Source organism: Paenibacillus pabuli (assembly GCF_039831995.1).
Taxonomy (GTDB): domain Bacteria; phylum Bacillota; class Bacilli; order Paenibacillales; family Paenibacillaceae; genus Paenibacillus; species Paenibacillus pabuli_C.
In genome coordinates, this window is sequence record NZ_JBDOIO010000004.1 from 745,064 (window position 1) to 767,039 (window position 21,976).

The window sequence follows — 21,976 nt, forward strand, 5'->3', positions numbered from 1 at the left end:
CGAAATGATTAAAGTTGGTATCGTAGGTTACGGAAATCTGGGTAAAGGCGTGGAGAAAGCCATTGCGCAAAACCCGGACTTGGAACTCGTTGCCGTATTTACACGGCGTAACCCGGAGCAGATGGTTGCAGAAGGTACAGAAGTACGTTTTGAACACATCTCTGCTGCTGAGCAATACATAGGTAAAATCGATGTTATGATTCTGTGCGGCGGTTCGGCAACGGATCTTCCGGAGCAGACACCTGCCATTGCCAAGTTGTTCAATACAGTGGACAGCTTCGATACACATGCCAAAATTCCTGAATTCTATGCGGAAGTTCATGCTGCGGCAGAGCAAGGCGGTCACGTAAGCGTGATCTCCACAGGCTGGGACCCAGGCTTGTTCTCCATGAACCGCCTGCTTGCTCAATCCATTCTGCCAGAAGGTAAAGAGTACACATTCTGGGGTAAAGGGGTCAGTCAAGGTCACTCCGATGCGATCCGCCGAGTTCCAGGTGTGAAGGCGGGTGTTCAGTACACTGTACCTGTTGAAGAAGTCATCAACCGGATTCGTGCAGGAGAGACACCGGAATTGTCCACACGCGAGAAACATCTGCGTCAATGCTATGTGGTGGCTGAAGAAGGTGCCAACCAGGATGAAATTCGTGAAACCATTGTATCCATGCCGAACTATTTTGCAGATTACGATACAACGGTAACATTCATTTCTGAAGAGCAGCTTAAATCGGAACATGAAGGTATGCCGCACGGTGGATTTGTTATTCGTAGTGGTGTTACCGGTACAGGACAAAAGCAAATTGTGGAGTTTGGTCTGAAGCTCGATAGCAACCCTGAATTTACCGCTAGTGTACTGGTCGCTTATGCACGGGCTGCACAGCGTCTGAGCCTGGAAGGACATAAAGGGGCCAAAACGGTATTTGATATTCCACTTGGTCACCTGTCCCCGAAATCCGCTGAGGAACTTCGCCGCGATCTTCTGTAAGGTTATAAATATAATGATCCATTTATCGCAATAAACAGCAACAGCCCGTCCTTCATCATGAGGGACGGGCTGTTTGCTGTTGCAGCAGGATATCGTTACGACCAGTGCGCAGGCAAGTTGAGATGAGCCGGCAGTCTGGTACGCGAATTGCCTCTGGCTGCATTCAACTGGGATTGTGTGAGAAAAATGCTCCCGGTCAGATCTGCTCCGCTCAGATCCGCATCACGCAAGTCGGCACCGATCAGATCGGCATATCTTAAGTCGGCATTACGGAGGTCACAAGCAATCATTAACGCGCCGCGAAAGCTTGCTCCCCGGAGGTCCGCTCCTCTTAGATTGGCTCCCAGGAAGTCTCTTCCTTTCAATTTCTTGCGTTTGGACTTTCCTTGTTCATGGCTGCTGGATGGCGCATGTGCACGTACCAGTTCACTCGCCTGCAGCAGAAGATCGTTCACGATTGCCCGCTGAAAGGGAATATCCAGACGCAGGATCGCGGAAGGCTCCAGATCGGTTAGACGTTCGGTCTCCTGGTATACGCTGCGGATGGCGTCGTGAAGAGAGGAGGTTTCCGGGCGCATGAGCATTTCGTTCATATAACTGAGCAGTTCATGCAGTTGTCTCATGACCGGCAGGCAATCGAACATTTCGGCAGCGGATTCCGGATGATCCCGCCAATCTCTGCCCGCATAGGTCACTTGGGACAGCTTCTGGCCTGCACCAAAGCAGTCATAAACGGTGCAGCCCTTAAATCCCTTTTGCCGGAGCTGCGTATGAATGCCGCAGCGATTATCTGCGCGCAGATTGGAACAGGGGGTGCCGCTGGCTTTGTCAAAAGCAAAGTCGGATGATTTGCCATAAGGCAAGGCAACGCAGCACAGGCCGAAACATTGCTCACAGTCCGTGTATAAATGAGGGCTCATTGTGCTGCCGTGGGATAAATTAGACACTGTGTACACTTCCTTTAATAAATGAAAAAACTGGATATAGAATGTCAGTACCACTTTACCACTACACTGGAATTTGATCAATTCTTATAAAGGAGTTATTTATCTAGCGAGGCACTGCCATTTATCACATGTAACACGAGTCAGGAAGCAGCGGCATTAAGCTTGGTTAGCACCTAAGTTCGATGGCGTGGTTGTGACCATTTTTAAGACGAATCATGCCATTGGTTTGGATAGTAAGGTTATACTCAAAATTAAGCATAGGCCCATTCCTAGATTCATTTGGGAGCGTGACTTTTTTATTAATTGCTCGGGCAGTAAATACAGCATAAATAGGGACCAACATTGATATGATAAGTAGAGATAAAAAAAATATTTGCAAACTTTATGTAAGTTACTTGACTAATTAAATTATATAACTTATTATCAATGCAAAGCCAAACAATTAAACGGATGCAGGATGGTGTAGATATGGGATTTATGGATAAGTTATTCGGAAAAGCAAACAACAACACACAAGAGGAGGAAACAAAGATGACGAAATTAAATATTGGGATTATTCTTGGGAGTACGCGTGAAGGTCGATTGAGTCCGCAAGTTGGAGAATGGGTTAAACAGATCGCAGATTCACGCGGGGATGCCAACTATGAAATCGTGGATATTGCCGATTATAAGCTGCCGCTATTGGGCGAAGCTGATGCAACAGAACAGGCTACAGCCTGGAACACCAAGCTGGCGAGCCTCGATGGATTCGTATTTATCGTGCAGGAATATAATCATAGCATCTCCGCATCACTGAAAAATGCACTGGATTATGCTCGTGAAGCCTGGAACGATAAAGCTGCAGGAATTGTCAGCTATGGCTCTGTAGGTGGTGCACGTGCGGCAGAACACCTGCGTGGTATTCTCGGAGAACTGTCGGTTGCGGATGTTCGTGTTCACCCGGCGCTTTCTTTATTCACCGATTTTGATAACGGAACCTTCAAACCGGCTGATCTGCATTTGACCAATCTCAACGGAATGTTGGACCAAGTGTTGTCCTGGAGTGGGGCGCTGAAAACCGTTCGTTCATAATCATATGGAATGTGATAGCCGCCATTTTGGCGGCTTTTTTGCGTGAGGGAGGACAGCGAGCACATTGACCATATCACCCTGTGGAAGCCTGGAGTGACTCCCTTCATTTCAAAGGATGAAAAAGGACAGCACTCCTCAAGGAGAACTGTCCTTCATCAATAAAGTTAAGATTAATTATGATGTACACACGCTTCAAGTGAGACAGCCAAATTACTTAAAACTTAGACTACACCTTGAGCGAGCATGGCATCGGCTACCTTCAGGAAGCCTGCAATGTTAGCTCCCGCTACGAGGTTGCCCGTACAGCCATATTGATCCGCTGCTTCTACACAGCTGCTGTAGATATTCCGCATGATCTCATGCAGCTTCGCGTCCACTTCTTCAAATGACCAGGACAGGCGCATGCTGTTCTGAGACATTTCAAGAGCGGACACCGCAACTCCACCTGCATTGGCTGCTTTTGCCGGGCCGAACAGAACGCCCTCTTTCAGGAAAAGCTCGATTGCATCAAGCGTGGAAGGCATGTTGGCTCCTTCACCGATGGCTTTAACTCCGTTTTGCACGAGCAGCGCCGCGGACTGTTCATCAATTTCATTTTGCGTTGCGCAAGGCAGTGCGATATCGCATGGGATGGACCAGATGCCAGCACAGCCCTCGGTATACACCGCGTGAGGATGCTCTTTGAGATATTCGCTGATCCGCAGGCGATCCACTTCTTTTAATCGTTTTACGGTATCCAGGTTGATTCCTTCTGCATCATATATGTATCCTCCCGAGTCACTGCAAGCCACAACCTTGGCACCGAGCTCCTGAGCCTTTTGGATGGCGTAGATGGATACATTGCCTGAACCGGAAACAACCACTGTGCTGTCCTGGAAGCTCAGGCCTTTGGATTTCAGCATCTCGTTCACGAAATACACACAGCCGAACCCAGTGGCTTCCTTGCGTGCAAGACTTCCGCCATACAGCAGACCTTTACCGGTTAATACAGCTGCATCATGCCCGCTGCTAATGCGTTTGTATTGTCCGAACATGTAACCGATTTCCCTCGCGCCTACGCCAATATCGCCTGCAGGTACATCTGTATCGGAGCCGATATATTTATACAGCTCTGTCATGAAGCTTTGCGTGAAACGCATCACTTCCAGATCAGATTTTCCTTTGGGATCGAAGTCGGAACCGCCTTTACCGCCGCCAATGGGCAGTCCGGTCAATGCGTTCTTGAAAATCTGCTCGAAGCCCAAGAACTTGACGATTCCTGAATAAACGGAAGGATGGAAGCGCAGTCCGCCTTTGTAAGGGCCGATGGCACTGTTGAACTGTACGCGGAATCCACGGTTCACTTGGACCTTGCCCTGGTCATCGACCCAAGGTACGCGGAACGTAATGACACGTTCGGGTTCAACCAGCTGTTCGAGCAAGCTGTTGTTCATGTATTTCGGGTGTGCTTCAATCACAGGAATGAGTGAGTCCAGAATCTCTTTTACAGCCTGATGGAATTCATGTTCTTGCGGATTTCTGGCGATAACCGATTCATAGACGGAATGAACATATTCTGCAGCAGTGACTTGAGTTGATTCTTGAGTAATAGTGGACACTTTTTCGATGCACTCCTTTATTGTGTTAAAGTCTGTGGTTGGCTATTTGCATAAATTGCATAAAAGTTTGTAGTTAAATATACAGGAAAGAAAATAAAAATACGAGATGAAAACCCATAAAATGTTTTTTATGACGTTATTAAAATGTTCTATGGATCTATCATACGGTGTAAAGGTTGGAATATAATAATTGGATAATATAACCAAATGCCAATTTTAAACGGGAAGTTAGCTGAATAGACTGGATTAAAAAATTAGTTTTGGTAAGATGGTAAGAAGGCCCCGGTTTCCGGGGCTTTTATCTAACAGAAGGAGGAAAACAGGATGATGAACAGCAACATACGAATCAACGTGGAGAACAAAGCTTGTATAGGAGGTGAGATCTATTATGAACCATAGGTCTAATCTACAACAATGCAGAGAAATGCTGGTGAAACAGCTGATTACATTGGGTGAAGAGAAAAGAACATTTCTCGACGCCTATTTTGACGTGCGTGAACCTGAACGAATACAGATGGAAAAATTATTGTCTGCTTACACCGGGTATGTCCAGAAGCTGCTGCTGGGACCAGATGAACTTCTTCATTCGGTTGTGCTCATAGGAAGCGAAATCCGATTTGACTATATTGATTTTCATACGTCTGATGCATTCAAGATTGTCATGCCTGACGAGGCAGACCCGGATGCAGGACGTATTTCCTTTCTATCACCTGTGGGACGTCAATTACTGCTTAGCAGCAAAGGGGAAACGAGATCTGTTTCGATCCCGGCTGGTTCCATGAGGGTGCGTATCACAGAGATCACTTGGAACAGTGCATCCTTGAATCCGGTATCTTCAGGAGGTGTGGATCATGCACTTTAAAGAGACGGATTTACCGGGAATTGGACGGAAGTATTGGCTGCATACTCGCAGTGGGGAGCATTTGATCATAGTCATTCATAATGATGAGCGGCGTGATCTGTTTCACATGGAAGCCGGAGAGACGCCTGAAGACGTAGGTGACATGCTGTCCCTTGTTACCTTAGATGACGAAGAGGCCCGGGCGGTCGCCGCCATCGTGGGAGGCATGACATATAAGCCCAAGTTCCAGGAGGAACGGGAAGTCATGCTCGAAGGCTTGCTGATCGAATGGTTGCGAATTGAACCTCATTCCATGAGCATTGGAAGAACGATTGGGGAGTTAAATATCCGTCAAGCGACAGGGGCTGTCATTCTGGCCGTGGTGGAGAAGAACAGGGAAAAACAATTTAATCCGGGTCCGGACTATGTGTTTGCCTCTGGGGCTACCATTGTCGTTGCAGGGGAACGGGATCAGATCAGGCAATTAAAACGGTTATTATCCGATGGACGGTTGTAGCCTATGGATATGCTCATATTCGAAGTGGGAATTGCTGTTGCGCTGATTACACTTACGGGGCTAATATCTGCACGATTACGATTTTCGGTCATTCCTTTCTACATTCTGATCGGGATGGCGGTTGGACCGCATGCGCCACAGATCGGCATTGTGGATCTGCGTTTCATCGAAAGCTCGGCATTTATTGAATTTATGGGCAGGCTAGGCATTTTGTTTCTTTTATTTTATCTTGGACTTGAATTCTCGGTCTCCCGATTGATGAAATCGGGCAAAGCCATATTGACCGGCGGCATGTTCTATGTAGGGCTTAATTTTGCTTCCGGTCTGCTGCTGGGCTGGTTCATGGAGTTACCGTTAAAAGAGACGCTGGTGGTGTGCGGCATCATGACCAGCTCTTCTACAGCAATTGTGGCCAAAGTGCTCGTTGATCTGAAGCGCACGGCGAATCCCGAAACGGAGATTATTATGGGCATGATCATGTTTGACGATCTGTTCATTGCCATCCATATCTCGATCCTGACAGGCCTCGTTCTTAGCGGGGCAACCTCATTCCTCAGCGTACTGTTGGTATCCTTGTCTGCGATGCTGTTCATTGTGCTGTTTCTGATCATTGGCCGGAAAAGCATCAAGTATATTGACAAGGCGCTGAATATCAAATCATCCGAATTGTTTCTGCTTACCGTGATGACATTGCTCTTCCTGGTGGCTGGTTTTTCGGAAACACTGCATGTTGCCGAGGCCATCGGTGCGTTAATGATGGGATTGGTACTCGGTGAATCGAGGCATGCGCAACGAATTGAGCATCAGGTCATGCCGTTCAAGGACTTTTTTGGCGCGATCTTCTTTTTCAGCTTTGGACTGACCATTGAACCCTCTTCCCTTGGGGGTGCTGTCGGGATGACGATCATTGCAGTCATATTAACGATCGCGAGCAATTATGGCGCAGGAATGATTGCAGGCAGAATGTCCGGAATGACGCCCAAGGCTTCGCTCAAGGTAGGATTTACCCTGGTTTCCCGAGGGGAGTTCTCGATCATTATGGCGAACATTGGCAAGGCCGGGGGACTGATGGTTTCAATCCAGTCATTTGCCGTGCTGTATGTGCTGATCCTGGCGGTGCTGGGTCCAATCCTGACGAAGGAGGCGCCGTGGATATATGGACAATATGAGCGTCTAAGGAACCGATTACGAAGGAAAGAGACAGGTTAGATTGAATTCTGGTAGGAGCGTCACACCACGGAGAGATCTTCATCTCTCGGGTGTGGCGCTTTTTTTTTGGTTTCCTTGCTCCCAAATGAGGTAAACGAGCGAGGGGGAAAATTCGTTTTGCTCTAGGGAAGTTGAATCTGAATATTCTCGGTATGCACGGCGACTCCGCCGATCCGAACCTGAGTGATCTCGTTGGAAGGGCCGAGTGTTATTCTGCCCTGGATCTTCGAAGGACGGTTCATCGTGTACCCTTGTTGGATCATAAAAGTCTGATCATGGGGAGTTGGAAGCTGTTGATACTTATGCAGGTAACACAGCAATGCACCATTGGATGTACCTGTGGCGCTCTCTTCCGGGATGTCGTATAGAGGGGCGAAGTTCCGACATTCTGCCAAAGCTGCATTACCTTGCGTTTCGAGTGCAAACACATGATAGCCCACCACTTGATGAGCTTTGCTGATGTCGGCAATATGCCGCAGGTCAGGGTTAATGGTTGCCAAAACATCAGGATGCCTAACCGGAATTAATATATCATGCAGCCCGGTAGACACGATCTGCACAGGCAGTTCAGGATGTAGATCCTGCAACGGAATCTGCAGGGAGTCTGCGATGTCCTGCCGGTTAACCAGCTCTCCAAACTGCGGAAGCGTCTGGGATAGATAGACGTCACCATCTTCCTCAACGGTTACTTTGAGAATTCCTGCAAGTGTATCAAGCGTATACACACCCACGTCGACAATCTGCTCGGCCTTCATCAGATAAAATAGCGCCACCGTTGCATGTCCACAGAGGTCAACTTCATGGTTTGGGGTAAAGAAACGTACTTTGTAATCGGCAAAATCCGAGGGCATAACAAATGCCGTTTCGGAAAAGCCGACTTGTCGGGCAATGTCCTGCATCTGTATAGCAGACAAATGCTCTGCTTGTAGAACGACCCCAGCCGGGTTGCCTCCCTCAGGCGTATCAGAAAATGCATGTAAGGTACGTACCTCTATTTCCATTTTGTTTTACCTCGCTTGTCCAGTTGGTTCGTGAAAAATGAGAATGCTCCAATTATATCATGCTTGATGCCTGAACTGATGAAACGAGGCCGGTCAGCAATTGTTGATCGAAGGTCAAGTGAGTCGCTGCACAGGGTTGGAGGCAGGAACAGAACTGCATTCCCATATATGGAGGTTTAAGATATAATAGTAGAAATTTATTCCATTCTGCGTATGAGGTGATCCCATTGTCCAATGAACTCATTCAAGCCATTCAACTGTTAAAAGAGAAAAAGTGGGTTGATCTGACCCATACCTTCGGGCCGGAATCGCCGCACTTCTCTGCTTTTGATGCAGCCCAGTTTGATACGCTGTTCAATCACGACCAAGGATTTTTTGCTCAGAGCTTCAAATTCCCCGGTCAATACGGCACCCATCTGGATGCACCGATTCATTTTGTACGTGACACGCGTTATCTGGATGAGCTGGGGCTGAAGGAGCTAGTGCTGCCGCTTGTGGTCATTGACCAGTCTGCTGCCGTGGCGAGCAATCCGGACTTTACGCTGGATGTCGAGCATATTCTTGAATTTGAAAAGGAACACGGGGTGATTGAAGAAGGCAGCTTCGTGGCACTTCGTACAGATTGGAGCAAACGCTGGCCCAGTCATGAAAAGTTCGACAACAAGGATACGGAAGGCAACAGCCATGCGCCCGGTTGGTCGGTTAGTGCACTGATGTTTTTGTTCGAGGAACGCAAAATCAAGGCCATTGGCCATGAAACCTTCGATACCGATTCAGCTGTGGATTATCAGAAGAATGGTGCACTTCTCGCGGAATATTATGTACTTGCTCAGGATACATATCAGGTAGAATTGTTAACCAATCTGGACCAGGTACCAGCAAAAGGTGCAGTGATCTTCAACATTGTACCGAAGGCCGAAAAGGCATCCGGATTTCCGGTCAGGTCCTTTGCCATTTTGCCTTGATACATTAGCTTTCAGATGAATCCAAGTTTATTAAAATTCAAAGGCTATTAACTAGATGATCCGTTCTCATATGTAGTAAAGGAGGCACGAGTTGCCTCCTTTTGTATGTCTTACTTCTGATCCGAGTGGGGATTCGGATTGAATCGTTGTGAGATTTTCTTCTCTGCTTTCTTGCGCCGAATCCAGCGCTTAAGTATGCTCTGTTGCTTTCTTTCTTCTAGTGTTTCTTTCATGCCTTGAATCATGAATTCGGATCTTCGTCTATCATCCCGACTAATCTCGCGTAATTCCTTAATAAATTTGTCGTCCATATCTGCCTCTCGCTCATTCAGGATAACATCATTATACCGAACGTACGTTCTTTTATCAAGTTTTACCATTATCCATTTCATCCGTGACAGATTTAGTGAAAAAGTGCACAGGATCAATCTGCTCCATATGTAAAAATGGAATAGAAAATGCAGTTAATGCAGTGACATCTGTATACTTGTCTGGAGGGTGAGGTATGGGAGCAGGCGAAGAACGAATAAGGCGTAAACAGGGTCTCGGCAGATTGTCATGGGCACTTATCCTATTGCAAGGATTTTTGGGCATTGGTGCGATCGTAGGAGGGGGAGGCCTCATTATCGATCCATCCGGAAGTCTCCTCCATATGCCAAACTCGTTGCTGGAACATTCCCCGTTTGGCAATTTTTTGTTCCCGGGAATCATACTATTGTTGGTTCTAGGTATAATGCCGATCGTGATTGCTATTTCGCTTATTGCTCACTCTCATTGGGGAATAGGGGAAAAACTTAACCTCTACCCGGATCGATATTGGGCATGGGGCCTTGCGATTCAGATCGTTACTCTGCTGCCTGGCCTGCAGCGAAGATATTCCAGATAGACAATTTAACACAAATATACAATCTTCATCATTAAGAAACGGCTGCCGCCAGGACCATGGAGTGATCCTGTCAGCAGCCGTTTTGGATTTTATTTTACTTGGATGCGTTGTAATTACTCAAGAACTCTTTTACTTTGGCCGGATCAGACTTCAGTTCATTCCCGGTCTGAACGAGCGGACTTACCGTAGAGTAGGCTTTGAGTTTGTTGTTCTTATAGAATTGCAAAATTTCATCCTGATTGATGGAGTACAGTACGGCCTTTCTCAGATCACTGCTCTTTGCCACATCCCTATTCTTGGTGTTAAACAGCAGATAGGAAACGGCATTGCTCGGAATGCTCTGCAGCTTCAGCTTGCTGTCACTTTCAATGATGTCATACTTCGTTTCAGGTACTCCGTAATACAAATGAATCTCACTGCTGCGAAGCGCAGACAGCGCACTGTCAGCATCCGCGATGAAGCGAACGTTTACCTGCGAAATTTTCGGTGCATATTCTGATCCTTTGCGGTATCCGGGATTTTGGTAGAATACGCCCTCATAGTCATTTTTGTAAGCCAGGATGTAAGGTCCGCTTGCATACAGCGTGTTGTTGTAGGAAGCACCCTCTGTAACCGTGTTCTGATCACCGTAAGGAATATCCTTGTTTACGTCAAAAGAAGCTACGTCATAAGTGTTAATGCTCTCCACCTGTTTTTTGGACACGATCCCTGCAGATTGGTGAGCCAGGTAGTTCAGCACTTGAGGGAAAGGCTCCGTTGTGGTCAGTTTTACGACCTGATATTTTCCTGCATTATTATCCGCTTTTGTTTTGTCAGAGACCAGTTCGGTGATTTTGGAATCGAGTCCTTGCTCAAGTGCGTCTTTGATCGTTCCGTTACCGCCGGATTGCTGGATGGATTCCAGGGTACTCAGGTCGGTTACCAGCTCTGCCTCTTTGATATGCTCGTGCAGGCTGTATGTCCGGTGATCCGGAACGGAGTCTTTATTTTTGGCACGGTCCAGAGAGAAAATGACGTCATCGGCACCAACGCGCTCCCCGGTATCCACCGCTTTTTTATTTTCAATCTTTGCAAAGTTAATGTCGTCTCTGAGAATGAAATAATACTCCGAATTCCCTTCAGCGATGCTGAAATTGTGGGAAAGTGATCCTTCTGCTGTCAATTGATCATCATCCGTCAGATTCACCAGACGAACATACATGTTGGTGTTCAATTGGTTGATGGAGCCGTCGTTACCTTTGATCGGGTCAAGGGAAGTCAGCACGGAGGCACTTTGCGTCAGGATCAGCGGATCTTTTGTATTTTTGGAACTGTCCTTGAATTCAATCGGTTCCCAGGCCATGGCACGAGATTTGGACAGGCGCACCGTATCCGGATTCAGGATATCCTGATTCACTGCCTGACTTTTCAGGGAAATGTACAAGGGAGCGATGTAGGCTTGATCCGTTACCAGACGGTCTTCCAATTGTTTGTACGTTTCCTTGTACTCTTCTGGTGTTTGGGTAGCTGCCTGGTCAATGAGTTTATCGATCTCTTCATCTGCCAGTATGCTGTAGTCACCACCGGTTTTGAAAAGGGAACGAACGGCATAGTCTGGGTTACCGGTTACTGTTGTCCAGCTGGAGAGAGCGATATCGTAGTTGCCCGCGTCCTGTTGGGATTTGTAGCTGCCGTAATCCGGCTGCAGATTCAGCTTCACATTGAAGCCGTTTTTGGTCAGCTGGTCCCGGATAATGTTAACGTCATTTTCGGAAGAGCTCTGGGCAAGCAATTCAATGTCGACTGGAGCCTGATTCTGAGCGTTCTCTGCTGGCGTAGTCGGGGCCGTTTCCGATTGGGATTCGGACTTGGTCTTCACGCTGCAGCCTGAAATCACGAGGACGAGAATGAGCAGCAATGAAATCAACGAACGTTTTTTCATGGGATTACCTCCTGATAATTTTAAATTGAATGAATGGTTTGATTACGCCTTTATCAGTTTCGGATCAAGTGCGTCGCGCAGACCGTCACCGAGAAAGTTGAATGAAAGAACGAGCAGAATGATAGCCAACCCTGGATAAATCGCCAGATACGAGTGCGTTTCCAGATATGTACTGCCCAGCTTGAGAATGTTGCCCCATTCCGGGATATGTGGCTCAACACCCAGTCCGAGATAGCTCAGGCTGCTGGTTGCAATGACCGCCCCACCAATGGTAAGCGTGGATTTGATGATCATTGGCGCAAGCGAGTTGGGAATGATGTGCTTGAAGATGATGGAACGATTGTTATAGCCGAGTGCACGCGCAGCCTCCACGAATTCAAAAGTGGATACGTACAGGACGCTGGCTCTCATGGTACGAGCATAAGTCGGGATCGATCCCAGACTGAGTGCCAGGATGAGATTGACCGTATTGGCACCGAATGCTGCAATGATGGCAATGGCCAGCAGGATGCCCGGAATGGCATAGAGAACATCAAGCAGCCGCATGATGATATTATCCGTGTGTCTTCCATAGAATCCCGAGAAGGCCCCCAGGACGCCACCGATGATCACGGGAATAATGGTCGACAAGCAGCCTACAATCAGCGAGATGCGGGCACCGAATACGATTCTGGAGAACAGGCATCGCCCGAAATCATCCGTTCCTAGTGGATAAGCCAGGGATGGTGGTTGCAGCAGGGCGGAATAGTTGTTTTCGACCGCCATACTGTAATCAAAGGTGAAGAAGCTGCAAATTGAGATGGAAAACAAAAAGATGATAAAAAACATGCCGGACATCGCTGTTACGTTGGGGGCCAGTCGGTCCCACAGGTCGTTCCAGAAGTTTGATTTCTGTTTCCCTTGTCTCCGGTAGCGCCCGATGATGGAAATGCCGAGCAGCAGTGCGAATACGTTTCCTGTGACCGAAGTCAGGATCAGTAGGATGCTGATAGCAATCATCCAGCGCGGAATAATAGAAACTGCAGTATACTGGGCCACGATCATCAGGACGACCAGGTCAATGACCAGAATGAATAGCAATGCGGCCATGGCTGGTAAAAAAGTATCGGACACATAGGGTTTGAACATATTGAGTGCCGATACGCCAATAACGAACAGCTGCGTCAGCAGCATATAGACCGCAAAAGTGTACTCCACCTGCTTTGCTTTTTTGATCAGATGAAATGCCGCTGTGACGATAAATATGTTTCCGGAACAGATGGCAAGCAACTGAACCCAGGCTAGCCTGCGGGTTAATGCTGAAATATGTCCGTGTCTGATCAAGTCTTTTCGGATGAGCAGCATCAGGATACTCTGAATGATGGTGAAGAAAAGATAGATACAAAGTGCAGTCAGCAGAAAGGGCCTGAACTCTTGTCGGCCCAGATCATAGCTGTTGAACAGCAGCAATACCGTCAATAAGAGAGAAGTGACCCACGCGAAACTGGCCTGGCTGTACTCTGGTGATGACTTCAGCCGGAAACGTGCTTCTTGTGTTAAGGAACCCGATTTTGTCATATTGCACCTGCTTTAATATTGTTTCATCTTAGAACGTACTCTTGGATCGATAAATGCGTACAACAGGTCTACAATCACGTTAATGATGGAAATGGTAATCGCAGTGTATACTACTCCGCCCATGATACTCGGAATATCGGGAATAAATTGTTTATCCACAATGTAACTGCCGAGTCCGCTAATATTGAACACTTTCTCCGTTACGGCCGCTCCGCCGAGCATACCTCCGAATTGCAAACCAACGACCGTTACGATTGGAATCAAGGCATTGCGTACCGCATGTTTTAGCAGAACACTCCGTTCGCTTAATCCTTTGGCGCGAGCTGTCATCACGTAATCTTCGTGAATGACTTCCAAAGTGGAAGAACGGGTCATCCGGGCCACCGCAGCCGTTAATCCGGTTCCCAGAACGATAGTTGGCATAATGATGGACAGCCAGTTCTGGGGATTGAATGTTGCGGGTAGCCACTGCATTTTAATCGAAAAGTTCAGGATGAAGATCAGTCCCTGCCAGAAGTTCGGGATCGACAGTCCGATTAGAGCAATAAACATAAATGTGTAATCAAACAGTGAGTTGGGCTTGATCGCCGAGATGATCCCGATTGGAAGTGCGATGACAAGGGCAAGCAGTAGAGAAATAACTGCGAGTGTCAGTGTAATCGGAAACTTTCTGGCAATGGTCGCTGTCACATCCTCATTTCCCGAGAAAGACTTGCCAAGATCAAACAGCGCAATTCCCTTAATATTGTTCCACAGCTGAACGAGATAGGGCTGATCCAGACCGTATACATGATTAAAGGCTGCAATCTGCTCCTGTGTCGCCGTCTCTCCGAGAATGTTGGCTGCCGGATTGAACGGAGACAGATATAAGATGGTAAATACGAGGGTAGCCACGCCCAAAATGACGAACATCGTCATCAGTATTCTTTCGAATATGTACTTTAGATAAGGATTGCCATAGATCAATAGAATGACGTACATCAGACAGCCTGGAATGATAGATAGGGCAAAAAACCAGGGTTTTTCCAGCAATGTACGGAACGTGTCAGCCATGGTCAGGCGCTGCGCTCCATGTTCCTGCAGCCTTCGTGACGTTCGTTCATTTAACTCTTTTTGATACGTTTCCTCCAACCACTCCTCTGCCTGACGTTTGAATTCAGGTTCACTGACCTGCTGCTGGAAGAAATGGTGTTTGCGCCTCAGCTGTTCTTCTACTATTGTTCGAAGCTTATCCCGGTAAGAAGAAGAGAGCATCTCCTGTTCTACAGCTCGCTGAGCCGTTTGCCATCCATCCTTTTGGCGTCCTGATTGCCACATCAGAAGCACAATCAGATTGAGTGGCAGCCCCAGAATAAACAACACATATCGGTAGGAGGGATGAAGCAGCATTTTGCCATAAATAAAACTCAGATTCTGTGCAAGCCGTGACATTTTGCTGCCTACTGCAAGATTCAAACCGAGCAAACCTCCTTTCATTCAGGTTTAAATTGCATTATTCCGATTGATATAGTATATATTATTTAGGGTCTATTCAATTGTCAAGGTATGGAATTGTGTACATATTATGAAGCGCGTAAATATGAAGGAAAGCAGGTGTTCATATGCAGCCTTTACTGAAAGTAAGTAATTTGTCCGTTTCATTTCATTCCGGTGAGAGTGAGTTTCAGGCGGTACGGGATATCAGCTTCGAGGTTCGGAAAGGGGAGACGCTTGGGATTGTTGGAGAGTCGGGAAGTGGCAAAAGCGTAACAGCCCGTTCCATTATGAGGCTGCTCGCCTCCCCTCCATCACAGATGAAGCAGGGTGAGATCTTGTTCCGTGGAGTCAACCTGGCGACCAAAACGCAAAAGGAGATGGAAAGCATTCGCGGCCGTGACATCGGCATGATTTTTCAGGATCCCATGAGTTCGCTTAATCCGACCATTAAAGTTGGAAAACAAATCTCCGAGAGCCTGATCAAGCATCAGAAGTTGTCCCGCAGGGAAGCGAAGAAGCAAGCCATCGCCATGCTCGAACTGGTCGGCATATCACGGAGTGAGGTGCGCTACAATCAGTACCCGCACGAGTTCTCGGGAGGCATGCGTCAGCGGGTCATGATTGCCATTGCACTTGCTTGCCGGCCTGAGCTGCTTATTGCCGATGAACCGACGACTGCACTCGATGTGACTATTCAGGCGCAAATCCTCAATCTGATGAAAGATATGCAGGAACGGCTGGGCACATCCATTATACTGATTACACATGATCTGGGGGTCGTGGCCGGAATGTGTGACCGCGTCGTGGTCATGAAAGAGGGACAGATTGTAGAGTCCGGGACAACGGCCGAGATCTTCGCGAGTCCGAAACACGAATATACGTCCAGATTATTGAATGCCTTGCCGCGGCTGGATGAGAAGAAGAAACCCAAACCGGTTTCGCTGTTCCCTAAGGATCTAAAGGATAACCAGCCTCTGCTTGAGGTGAAATCCCTGCGGCAGCATTTTAATCTTGGCAAAGGCAATACACTGAAGGCAGTGAATGATATCAGCTTTTATATCCGCCAAGGCGAGACACTGGGGGTCGTAGGAGAGTCTGGCAGCGGCAAATCCACGACGGGACGTGCCATCTTGAGACTGCATGAACCGACAGGTGGAGATGTATTGTTCAAAGGTGTTCCACTGAACCGGTTGTCTGCCTCGGAAATGAAAACGATGAGACGGCATATGCAGATCATTTTCCAGGACCCCTATGCCTCATTGAATCCGAAATTAAGAATTATGGACATTATCGGTGAAGCTCTTGATATTCACCAGCTGACCAAGACAACAGCGGAGAGAGAGAAGCGGGTGGAAGAGCTGCTGGAGATGGTGGGGCTTGATCCATCCCATGCACTGCGGTATCCTCATGAATTCTCTGGCGGTCAGAGACAGAGGATCGGTATTGCGCGGGCACTCGCTGTAGAACCTGAGTTTATTGTGTGCGATGAGCCGCTATCTGCGCTTGATGTGTCCATACAGGCGCAGATCGTGCAGCTGTTGGAGGAATTGCAGCAGCGACTTGGTTTGACTTACCTGTTTATTGCACACGACTTGTCCATGGTCAAACATATCAGTGACCGTGTGGCCGTGATGTATAACGGCAAAATCGTAGAGCTTGCCGAGAGTGAAGAGCTCTATTCCAACCCTCAGCATGCGTATACGAAGTCGCTTCTCTCAGCAATTCCCGTTCCTGATCCGGCAGTGGAAGCGAAGAAAAAACGGATTGTATCAGAAGAAAGCAGCAGGGAGCAGCTTGCGGATCGTTACAATCTGGAGCAGTCCAAGTGGGTCGAGGTTACGGAAGGGCACTGGGTGGCTGTTTCTAGTTAGAATTGAATCAGGAGCGATCAATCAGCACAAAAAAAGAACCCCCGTCAGTGATCTGTGGAAGACCAACTGTGTGGGGGTTCTTAATACGTTTGTTTTAGGAATGATGGACTGTATTATTTGAATTGTACGGATTTTTTGATGTTGTCAATTTCGGCTTTGCTTGCATCATCCAAATAAGTGAAGATGAAGTTGAATGCATAACCCTCAATAATGGTGCTGTAGTAATCTTGTGTAATGGTTGTGCCGTCACCAGCATCCATCGTGATTTGCATGACATCCATCTCTTTACCGCCGATGGTTTCGGTTGCGATTTCTTTATAATCATAAGGGAACTGGCTGTCGACCATGAATTTCTTGGTTGCTTCCAGATAGTCTTTACCTGTGCGAATACCTTGCAGGAGACTGACTTTCTCGGCAATCGCCATAGCGGAAGGGCCAACTTCCTGACCGCCAAGCGGTAATTCGGAAGCCATCAACAAGTTCAATGTTTTGGCTTGGGACAGTTCAAGCTGTTTTTTCTTCGTATCATCGTCACCGGCGATGGCATCTGAAGAAGCACTTGTCAGCTCGTTCATTCCTGCTGCATCCTGGAACTCCCATTCCTCAGGGAATTTCAATGATACGCCGAAGTAGTCATTGGTGTAGGAACCTTTTTCCGTTGTGCCCAGTTCAACGTTTGCGGAATTGTCTTCTTCGTCCGCTGCGGCATCAGTCGTTGTTTCCTTACTTTCGGTATCCTCAGTCTTGGATGTATCCGTGTCTGTAGCGGCTGCAGTTTCTGTTTTAGTCGTGTCTTCCGTTTGAGCGTTGTTATCTGCCTTGTCACCGCAAGCGGCTGCAACAAGCATCATCATGATTAACATAGCGAATAAAGACGTTTTTTTTGTGATAGACATAAAACCCTCCTGAAATAAATGTGTGTGTGTGTTCTCTCTCTGTAATGTTGCGTACTACAAAATTGTAGCACAAACGTTCTTCTTTACCACCTATAGGAAACTATAGGGGGTCCCTCTATAAATAAGACAATCGACTCGCAATTGAAACAGCTTCCGTGCTGGATTGCACACCTAATTTGTTGAAGATCACTTTTTTGTGGTGATTCACGGTGCATTCCTTGATTTTTAGTTTCAAAGCAATGGCCTTAACGGTTAACCCTTTCGAGATCATCTCGAGGATGGTTAACTGACGCTCGGTGAACTCCAGGGAGGGTTTCTCCGGGGGAGCAGCCGACAGCAGGCTCTGGTAACTGTTCTGCATATGGGCAGGAATGAGCTTGGCAATGGCGATTAATTCACTTTGCATATCTGCGTTAATGGTGGACACATCCAGATAACCGGAATGGTTGAGTCCTACGGACAGAGGCGTGGCGTAACAGTGCCATCGCTGAAACAGCGGGCTCTCATGCTGCTCCGGGGGCAGCAATACCGGTTCGTTCTTTTCCATCGTGGCCGATATGGCGTTGATTCCGCAGCTCTGTGCAGTGAAAACCATGCCTGGACGAATCGGTGACTGCTTCACTTCATCCTCCAGATCATGACTGTAATCCATGGCAAGCAGAACACCATCCGCGTCCGTGAGCAGAAACAGATAGGTGCTGGACAGATTCTCCCGGATATCCGAGAGACTGCGCTGGAAGGCACCGATTAGAAAATGATTGATTTTGCGCAACCTTTCCAGTCCGGTCCTGGAAATATATTTAATATGAGACGTGCCGGATCTTGGCGCACTGATGTCAGACCAATGTTCCAGCAAGGCAGATGTACGGACAGACATGGTGTTACCTCCTTACAGTTAACCGATCGTTTCTACGACGTGACCTTCCTGGTCGGTAATTTCAGTTCGGGCTATTCGGATAAGCAAGCCGGGAAGGGAAGGTATCTCGAATGTCATTTCCGAAGGTTTGAGCTGAGCTGCTAGCTCGTTTACTGCCTGTTCATTCACGGTTACGGTGATTTTAGTTTCTTCCTCATGAAAAGAAGCGTTTGCCCCAGCCTCGAAGGTGATGTTTACACCTGAACCGATGAGTGATAGCGGAGCGCCTTTTGCAATACGGCTGCGCAGTATTTTCCCAATCAGTACAGCCTGTTTGGCGCCAAGCTGGAGCTCGGCGGGCACGTTTTTTTGCAGCAATCTTTTGCGGGAGGGCGTCCAAGCCAGTTGTTGTATGAACAAAAATGCCGTGCTGGAGCCTTCAAGCTCAATTCCACGCTGGACAGCCTGCTCCACCGACGGGATATCCACATAAGAGGTACGCATGAGATCCGTAACATACTTGGGCATGAATGTTTCGCACGCCTTGAGGAATCCACGTGTATTCCACGTCTGCATGGTTTCCATTTCTCGTCCGGTAATACCAACCATTTGAATGAACTCCACTGTGCCGTTGGGGGTGGACAGCTGCTTCAGATCCGGGTCTTCAATGAAGGAAAGGGCGGTCAGCAAGGTATCCGAGCCCAGACAGATCGGTCCATTGGCATCCAGGTAGTCTCCTGCGTGGAATACGTTACCGCTATTGAAGACATACCGTCCCATATTCTGCAGCAAGTTAAGCGCCCAGGCGGGTGGTTCGTCTTCATCCTCCATTCGGGTAAGCCGAAATGTCAGTTCGAATCCATATCCACTGTGCTCCGGATCATCGGTTTCTTTGTCATACAACTCTGAGAATCCATATGTAACAAAATGCCAATGAGGCGTTGGATGTTCCACTTTATAGGCACTGATTCCATCCAGAGGGTCAGGTCCTCCGAGTGTATAAGGGATGGCGGTGCCATAATGTTTGGGTTCCTGCTCCCCGTAAAGTTCATTAAATGCTGTATCAATGGCATCCCAGCCGGCTGTGCTTGCTTCATCAGTCATCATGGGTTCCTCCTTCACGTTCCAATTTCCCATAAAAACATTTAAAATTAAGTTTACCTTGCTCAGCTATCGTTTCAAGCGGCTTAAGGCTGAATTATGTCAGATAGGACTTCGGGGTACCAAACTGCATTTCAGGGAGGTAATTTACATGAGTATGAAAGATATCTTTCTTGCCGAATTCAAACAGGAGAGTTGGGACTCATTTGTTGTAAGCTTTGCAGATCGCTTTTTGCAGGTTGATCCGAAACTGGTGGAAAGCGCGAAACAAAAGGGAATTCCGGCAGATATAAGTCAGGTGCTTTTATGCGAAATGGGGGAGTACGCACTGGAATGGGTGAGCAAACAGGTGCCTGCTTTAGGCGACCAAAGTCCTGCAAGCTATCTGGGTCATACAGACGGCGCAAATGCATTAAGAGCAGCCATTATGCGCATGCCGCGTTGAAGTTCTTCTATATAAAATGGCTGTCACGTAGTGAAGTTGATTTTAAAATATAGATATGTTACGCTTACATCACGAGAGAAAAACAACAGAATAATCAATACATCGTTTGATGGATTGTTACTGCGAAGACAGGCAAAACCTAAACTGATGGTGAAATGAAGGCTCCTTTTTTGGGCGCTATTTTACCTTGAGTTTAGGTTTTTCTTGTTTTCTGGCCTGTTTTGGGTCCATGGATCAGGAACAACCTCAATAAGATCGACTGATTACCGTGTTGCTTTGCTCGAAATAGGACATTCTATTTTTCTGACTTGTCATTACCAAATAAATTGTTGAAAAGAGGTTGTTATTCATGACCACGGCAAAAAAAGGATTTCCCGAAAACTTCCTGTGGGGCGGCGCTACAGCTGCCAATCAATTGGAGGGTGCATTCGATAAGGACGGCAAAGGACTTTCCACAGCAGATATGATTGCCCATGTTCCCAAAGAGAAGCGTACTGGCGGACATGCCATGGAAATCTCCTCTTCCCGAATCGAAGAGATTCTGTCAGGCAAAATTGAAGAGCGTTTCCCGAAACGCTTTGGTATCGATTTCTATCATCGTTTCAAGGAAGATATCGCCTTGTTTGCCGAAATGGGCTTCAAAGTATTCCGTTTGTCCATTCACTGGGCTCGCATTTTCCCGAATGGTTACGATCAGGAGCCGAACGAAGCAGGTCTGAAATTCTATGACGAAGTTTTCGACGAACTCTTGAAATACGGCATTGAGCCGCTGGTTACCCTGTCTCACTACGAAACTCCGCTCGGTCTGACACAGAAGTACAATGGTTGGGCTGGCCGTGAAGTCATTGGGCACTACGTAAGATATGCAGAAACCGTATTTAACCGTTATAAAAACAAAGTAAAATACTGGCTGACTTTCAATGAAATCAACGTCATGCTGTTTAGCCCATACACTGGCGGCGGCATTCTGATCGATAAAGTAGACAACAAACTGCAAACGACTTATCAAGCACTGCATCACCAATTCGTAGCAAGTGCCATGGTAACGAAACTTGCACATGAGATCATCCCTGGTTCCCAAGTGGGCTGTATGCTCGCTCGCATGGAGACGTATCCTGCGACTTGTAACCCGGTAGATGTGCGTCTGGCTCAACACGAGAATCAGATCAACCTCTTCTTCACGGATATGCACGCTCGTGGTAAATACCCGAACTACATGGCTCGTTATTTTGAAGAGAACAACATCGTGATTCAAAAAGAAGCTGGCGATGATGAAATTTTGCTGAACAACACCGTGGATTTCATCTCCTTCAGCTACTACATGTCCGTAACCAAATCAGCTTCTGCTGGCCTCGAAGAAACAGCAGGTAACTTGACTGGTGGCGTGAAAAACCCATATTTGGAAGCTTCCGACTGGGGTTGGGAGATCGATCCAATCGGTCTGCGTATAACGCTGAACAACTTCTGGGATCGTTACCAAAAACCGTTGTTCATCGTTGAAAATGGACTTGGAGCTTATGACAAGGTAGAAGAAGACGGTTCGATTCATGACTCCTATCGTGTGGATTATCTGAAGAAACACATTGAGCAAATGAAGGAAGCCATCAAGGATGGCGTGGATCTGATCGGATTTACGGCATGGGGTCCAATTGACCTCGTGAGCATGTCCACTTCCGAAATGTCCAAACGTTACGGCTTCATCTACGTAGATCTGGACGACGAAGGTAACGGAACACTTGAACGTTCCAAAAAGGATTCCTTTGACTGGTACAAAAACGTGATTGCAAGCAATGGTGAACAGCTGTAATCCGGGTTCGGATAGCGTGAACGCTTTTG

The 21,976-nt window shown here is 47.4% G+C and carries 20 protein-coding genes; 10 read left to right on the forward strand and 10 right to left on the reverse strand.

The genetic code is table 11. The features are described from left to right. Positions 1-4 precede the first annotated feature (4 nt). Positions 5-982, forward strand: coding sequence for a diaminopimelate dehydrogenase (locus ABGV42_RS22970; RefSeq protein ID WP_347383839.1), 978 nt, complete (start codon positions 5-7; stop codon positions 980-982). A gap of 95 nt (positions 983-1,077) precedes the next feature. Here ABGV42_RS22970 and ABGV42_RS22975 read toward each other — a convergent pair whose 3' ends face one another. Further along, positions 1,078-1,902, reverse strand: a complete 825-nt coding sequence (locus ABGV42_RS22975) for a pentapeptide repeat-containing protein (RefSeq protein WP_347384468.1) — start codon at positions 1,900-1,902, stop codon at positions 1,078-1,080. Positions 1,903-2,460: 558 nt separating this feature from the next. On the opposite strand from ABGV42_RS22975, the gene ABGV42_RS22980 reads away from it, so the two are divergent. Continuing rightward, positions 2,461-3,000 carry an NADPH-dependent FMN reductase gene (locus tag ABGV42_RS22980; RefSeq protein WP_347383840.1) on the forward strand — a complete coding sequence of 180 codons (540 nt, stop codon included), beginning with the start codon at positions 2,461-2,463 and terminating at the stop codon, positions 2,998-3,000. A 221-nt stretch (positions 3,001-3,221) separates the two neighbouring features. Here the strand turns inward: ABGV42_RS22980 and gdhA are convergent, their stop codons facing one another. Next, positions 3,222-4,598, reverse strand: a complete 1,377-nt coding sequence (gene gdhA / locus ABGV42_RS22985; protein WP_347383841.1) for an NADP-specific glutamate dehydrogenase — start codon at positions 4,596-4,598, stop codon at positions 3,222-3,224. Between the two features lie 388 nt (positions 4,599-4,986). On the opposite strand from gdhA, the gene ABGV42_RS22990 reads away from it, so the two are divergent. The 3 genes from ABGV42_RS22990 to ABGV42_RS23000 are packed head-to-tail and all read left to right on the forward strand — an operon-like array spanning position 4,987 to position 7,165. Continuing rightward, positions 4,987-5,460: a GreA/GreB family elongation factor gene (locus tag ABGV42_RS22990; RefSeq protein WP_347383842.1), complete on the forward strand. Its 474-nt coding sequence runs from the start codon at positions 4,987-4,989 to the stop codon at positions 5,458-5,460. Continuing rightward, the gene (locus tag ABGV42_RS22995; RefSeq protein ID WP_347383843.1) at positions 5,450-5,956 is read left to right on the forward strand and encodes a cation:proton antiporter regulatory subunit; all 507 of its coding nucleotides are present in this window, start codon (positions 5,450-5,452) and stop codon (positions 5,954-5,956) included. The genes ABGV42_RS22990 and ABGV42_RS22995 overlap by 11 nt, the downstream gene beginning before the upstream one ends. A 3-nt stretch (positions 5,957-5,959) precedes the next feature. Continuing rightward, positions 5,960-7,165, forward strand: coding sequence for a cation:proton antiporter (locus ABGV42_RS23000; protein ID WP_347383844.1), 1,206 nt, complete (start codon positions 5,960-5,962; stop codon positions 7,163-7,165). A 122-nt stretch (positions 7,166-7,287) separates the two neighbouring features. Here the strand turns inward: ABGV42_RS23000 and ABGV42_RS23005 are convergent, their stop codons facing one another. Continuing rightward, a complete protein-coding gene (locus ABGV42_RS23005) occupies positions 7,288-8,166 on the reverse strand; it encodes a PhzF family phenazine biosynthesis protein (protein WP_347383845.1) in 879 nt (292 codons plus the stop codon). Between the two features lie 227 nt (positions 8,167-8,393). Here ABGV42_RS23005 and ABGV42_RS23010 point away from each other — a divergent pair, with 227 nt between their 5' ends. Continuing rightward, a complete protein-coding gene (locus ABGV42_RS23010) occupies positions 8,394-9,131 on the forward strand; it encodes a cyclase family protein (RefSeq protein ID WP_347383846.1) in 738 nt (245 codons plus the stop codon). A gap of 110 nt (positions 9,132-9,241) precedes the next feature. Here ABGV42_RS23010 and ABGV42_RS23015 read toward each other — a convergent pair whose 3' ends face one another. After that, positions 9,242-9,511 (reverse strand): hypothetical protein, encoded by a 270-nt coding sequence (locus ABGV42_RS23015; protein ID WP_347383847.1) that lies wholly within the window; start codon positions 9,509-9,511, stop codon positions 9,242-9,244. A gap of 125 nt (positions 9,512-9,636) precedes the next feature. Here ABGV42_RS23015 and ABGV42_RS23020 point away from each other — a divergent pair, with 125 nt between their 5' ends. Next, positions 9,637-10,017 (forward strand): hypothetical protein, encoded by a 381-nt coding sequence (locus ABGV42_RS23020; protein WP_347383848.1) that lies wholly within the window; start codon positions 9,637-9,639, stop codon positions 10,015-10,017. A gap of 94 nt (positions 10,018-10,111) precedes the next feature. Here the strand turns inward: ABGV42_RS23020 and ABGV42_RS23025 are convergent, their stop codons facing one another. From ABGV42_RS23025 to ABGV42_RS23035, 3 genes are read right to left on the reverse strand one after another with little or no spacing between them, the layout of a single operon-like run. Beyond that, a complete protein-coding gene (locus ABGV42_RS23025; protein ID WP_347383849.1) occupies positions 10,112-11,938 on the reverse strand; it encodes an ABC transporter substrate-binding protein in 1,827 nt (608 codons plus the stop codon). 42 nt (positions 11,939-11,980) lie between these two features. Next, the gene (locus ABGV42_RS23030) at positions 11,981-13,495 is read right to left on the reverse strand and encodes an ABC transporter permease (RefSeq protein ID WP_347383850.1); all 1,515 of its coding nucleotides are present in this window, start codon (positions 13,493-13,495) and stop codon (positions 11,981-11,983) included. Between the two features lie 12 nt (positions 13,496-13,507). Next, positions 13,508-14,926 carry an ABC transporter permease gene (locus ABGV42_RS23035; RefSeq protein ID WP_347384469.1) on the reverse strand — a complete coding sequence of 473 codons (1,419 nt, stop codon included), beginning with the start codon at positions 14,924-14,926 and terminating at the stop codon, positions 13,508-13,510. Positions 14,927-15,096: 170 nt separating this feature from the next. Between ABGV42_RS23035 and ABGV42_RS23040 the strand changes: the two genes are divergently transcribed. Then, on the forward strand, positions 15,097-16,842 hold the full coding sequence (locus ABGV42_RS23040) for an ABC transporter ATP-binding protein (RefSeq protein ID WP_347383851.1): 1,746 nt from the start codon (positions 15,097-15,099) through the stop codon (positions 16,840-16,842). Positions 16,843-16,955: 113 nt separating this feature from the next. Here the strand turns inward: ABGV42_RS23040 and ABGV42_RS23045 are convergent, their stop codons facing one another. From ABGV42_RS23045 to ABGV42_RS23055, 3 genes are all read right to left on the reverse strand, one after another. Further along, entirely contained in the window at positions 16,956-17,738 is a 783-nt protein-coding gene (locus ABGV42_RS23045) for a hypothetical protein (RefSeq protein ID WP_347383852.1), read from the reverse strand. Positions 17,739-17,853: 115 nt separating this feature from the next. Next, complete coding sequence (locus ABGV42_RS23050; RefSeq protein ID WP_347383853.1) at positions 17,854-18,615, reverse strand: LuxR C-terminal-related transcriptional regulator; 762 nt, start codon at positions 18,613-18,615, stop codon at positions 17,854-17,856. A gap of 18 nt (positions 18,616-18,633) precedes the next feature. Continuing rightward, complete coding sequence (locus tag ABGV42_RS23055; protein ID WP_347384470.1) at positions 18,634-19,698, reverse strand: suppressor of fused domain protein; 1,065 nt, start codon at positions 19,696-19,698, stop codon at positions 18,634-18,636. A 148-nt stretch (positions 19,699-19,846) separates the two neighbouring features. Here ABGV42_RS23055 and ABGV42_RS23060 point away from each other — a divergent pair, with 148 nt between their 5' ends. Further along, positions 19,847-20,140: a hypothetical protein gene (locus tag ABGV42_RS23060; RefSeq protein ID WP_347383854.1), complete on the forward strand. Its 294-nt coding sequence runs from the start codon at positions 19,847-19,849 to the stop codon at positions 20,138-20,140. 349 nt (positions 20,141-20,489) lie between these two features. Continuing rightward, positions 20,490-21,947, forward strand: coding sequence for a glycoside hydrolase family 1 protein (locus tag ABGV42_RS23065; protein ID WP_347383855.1), 1,458 nt, complete (start codon positions 20,490-20,492; stop codon positions 21,945-21,947). The last annotated feature ends 29 nt before the right edge of the window (positions 21,948-21,976 follow it).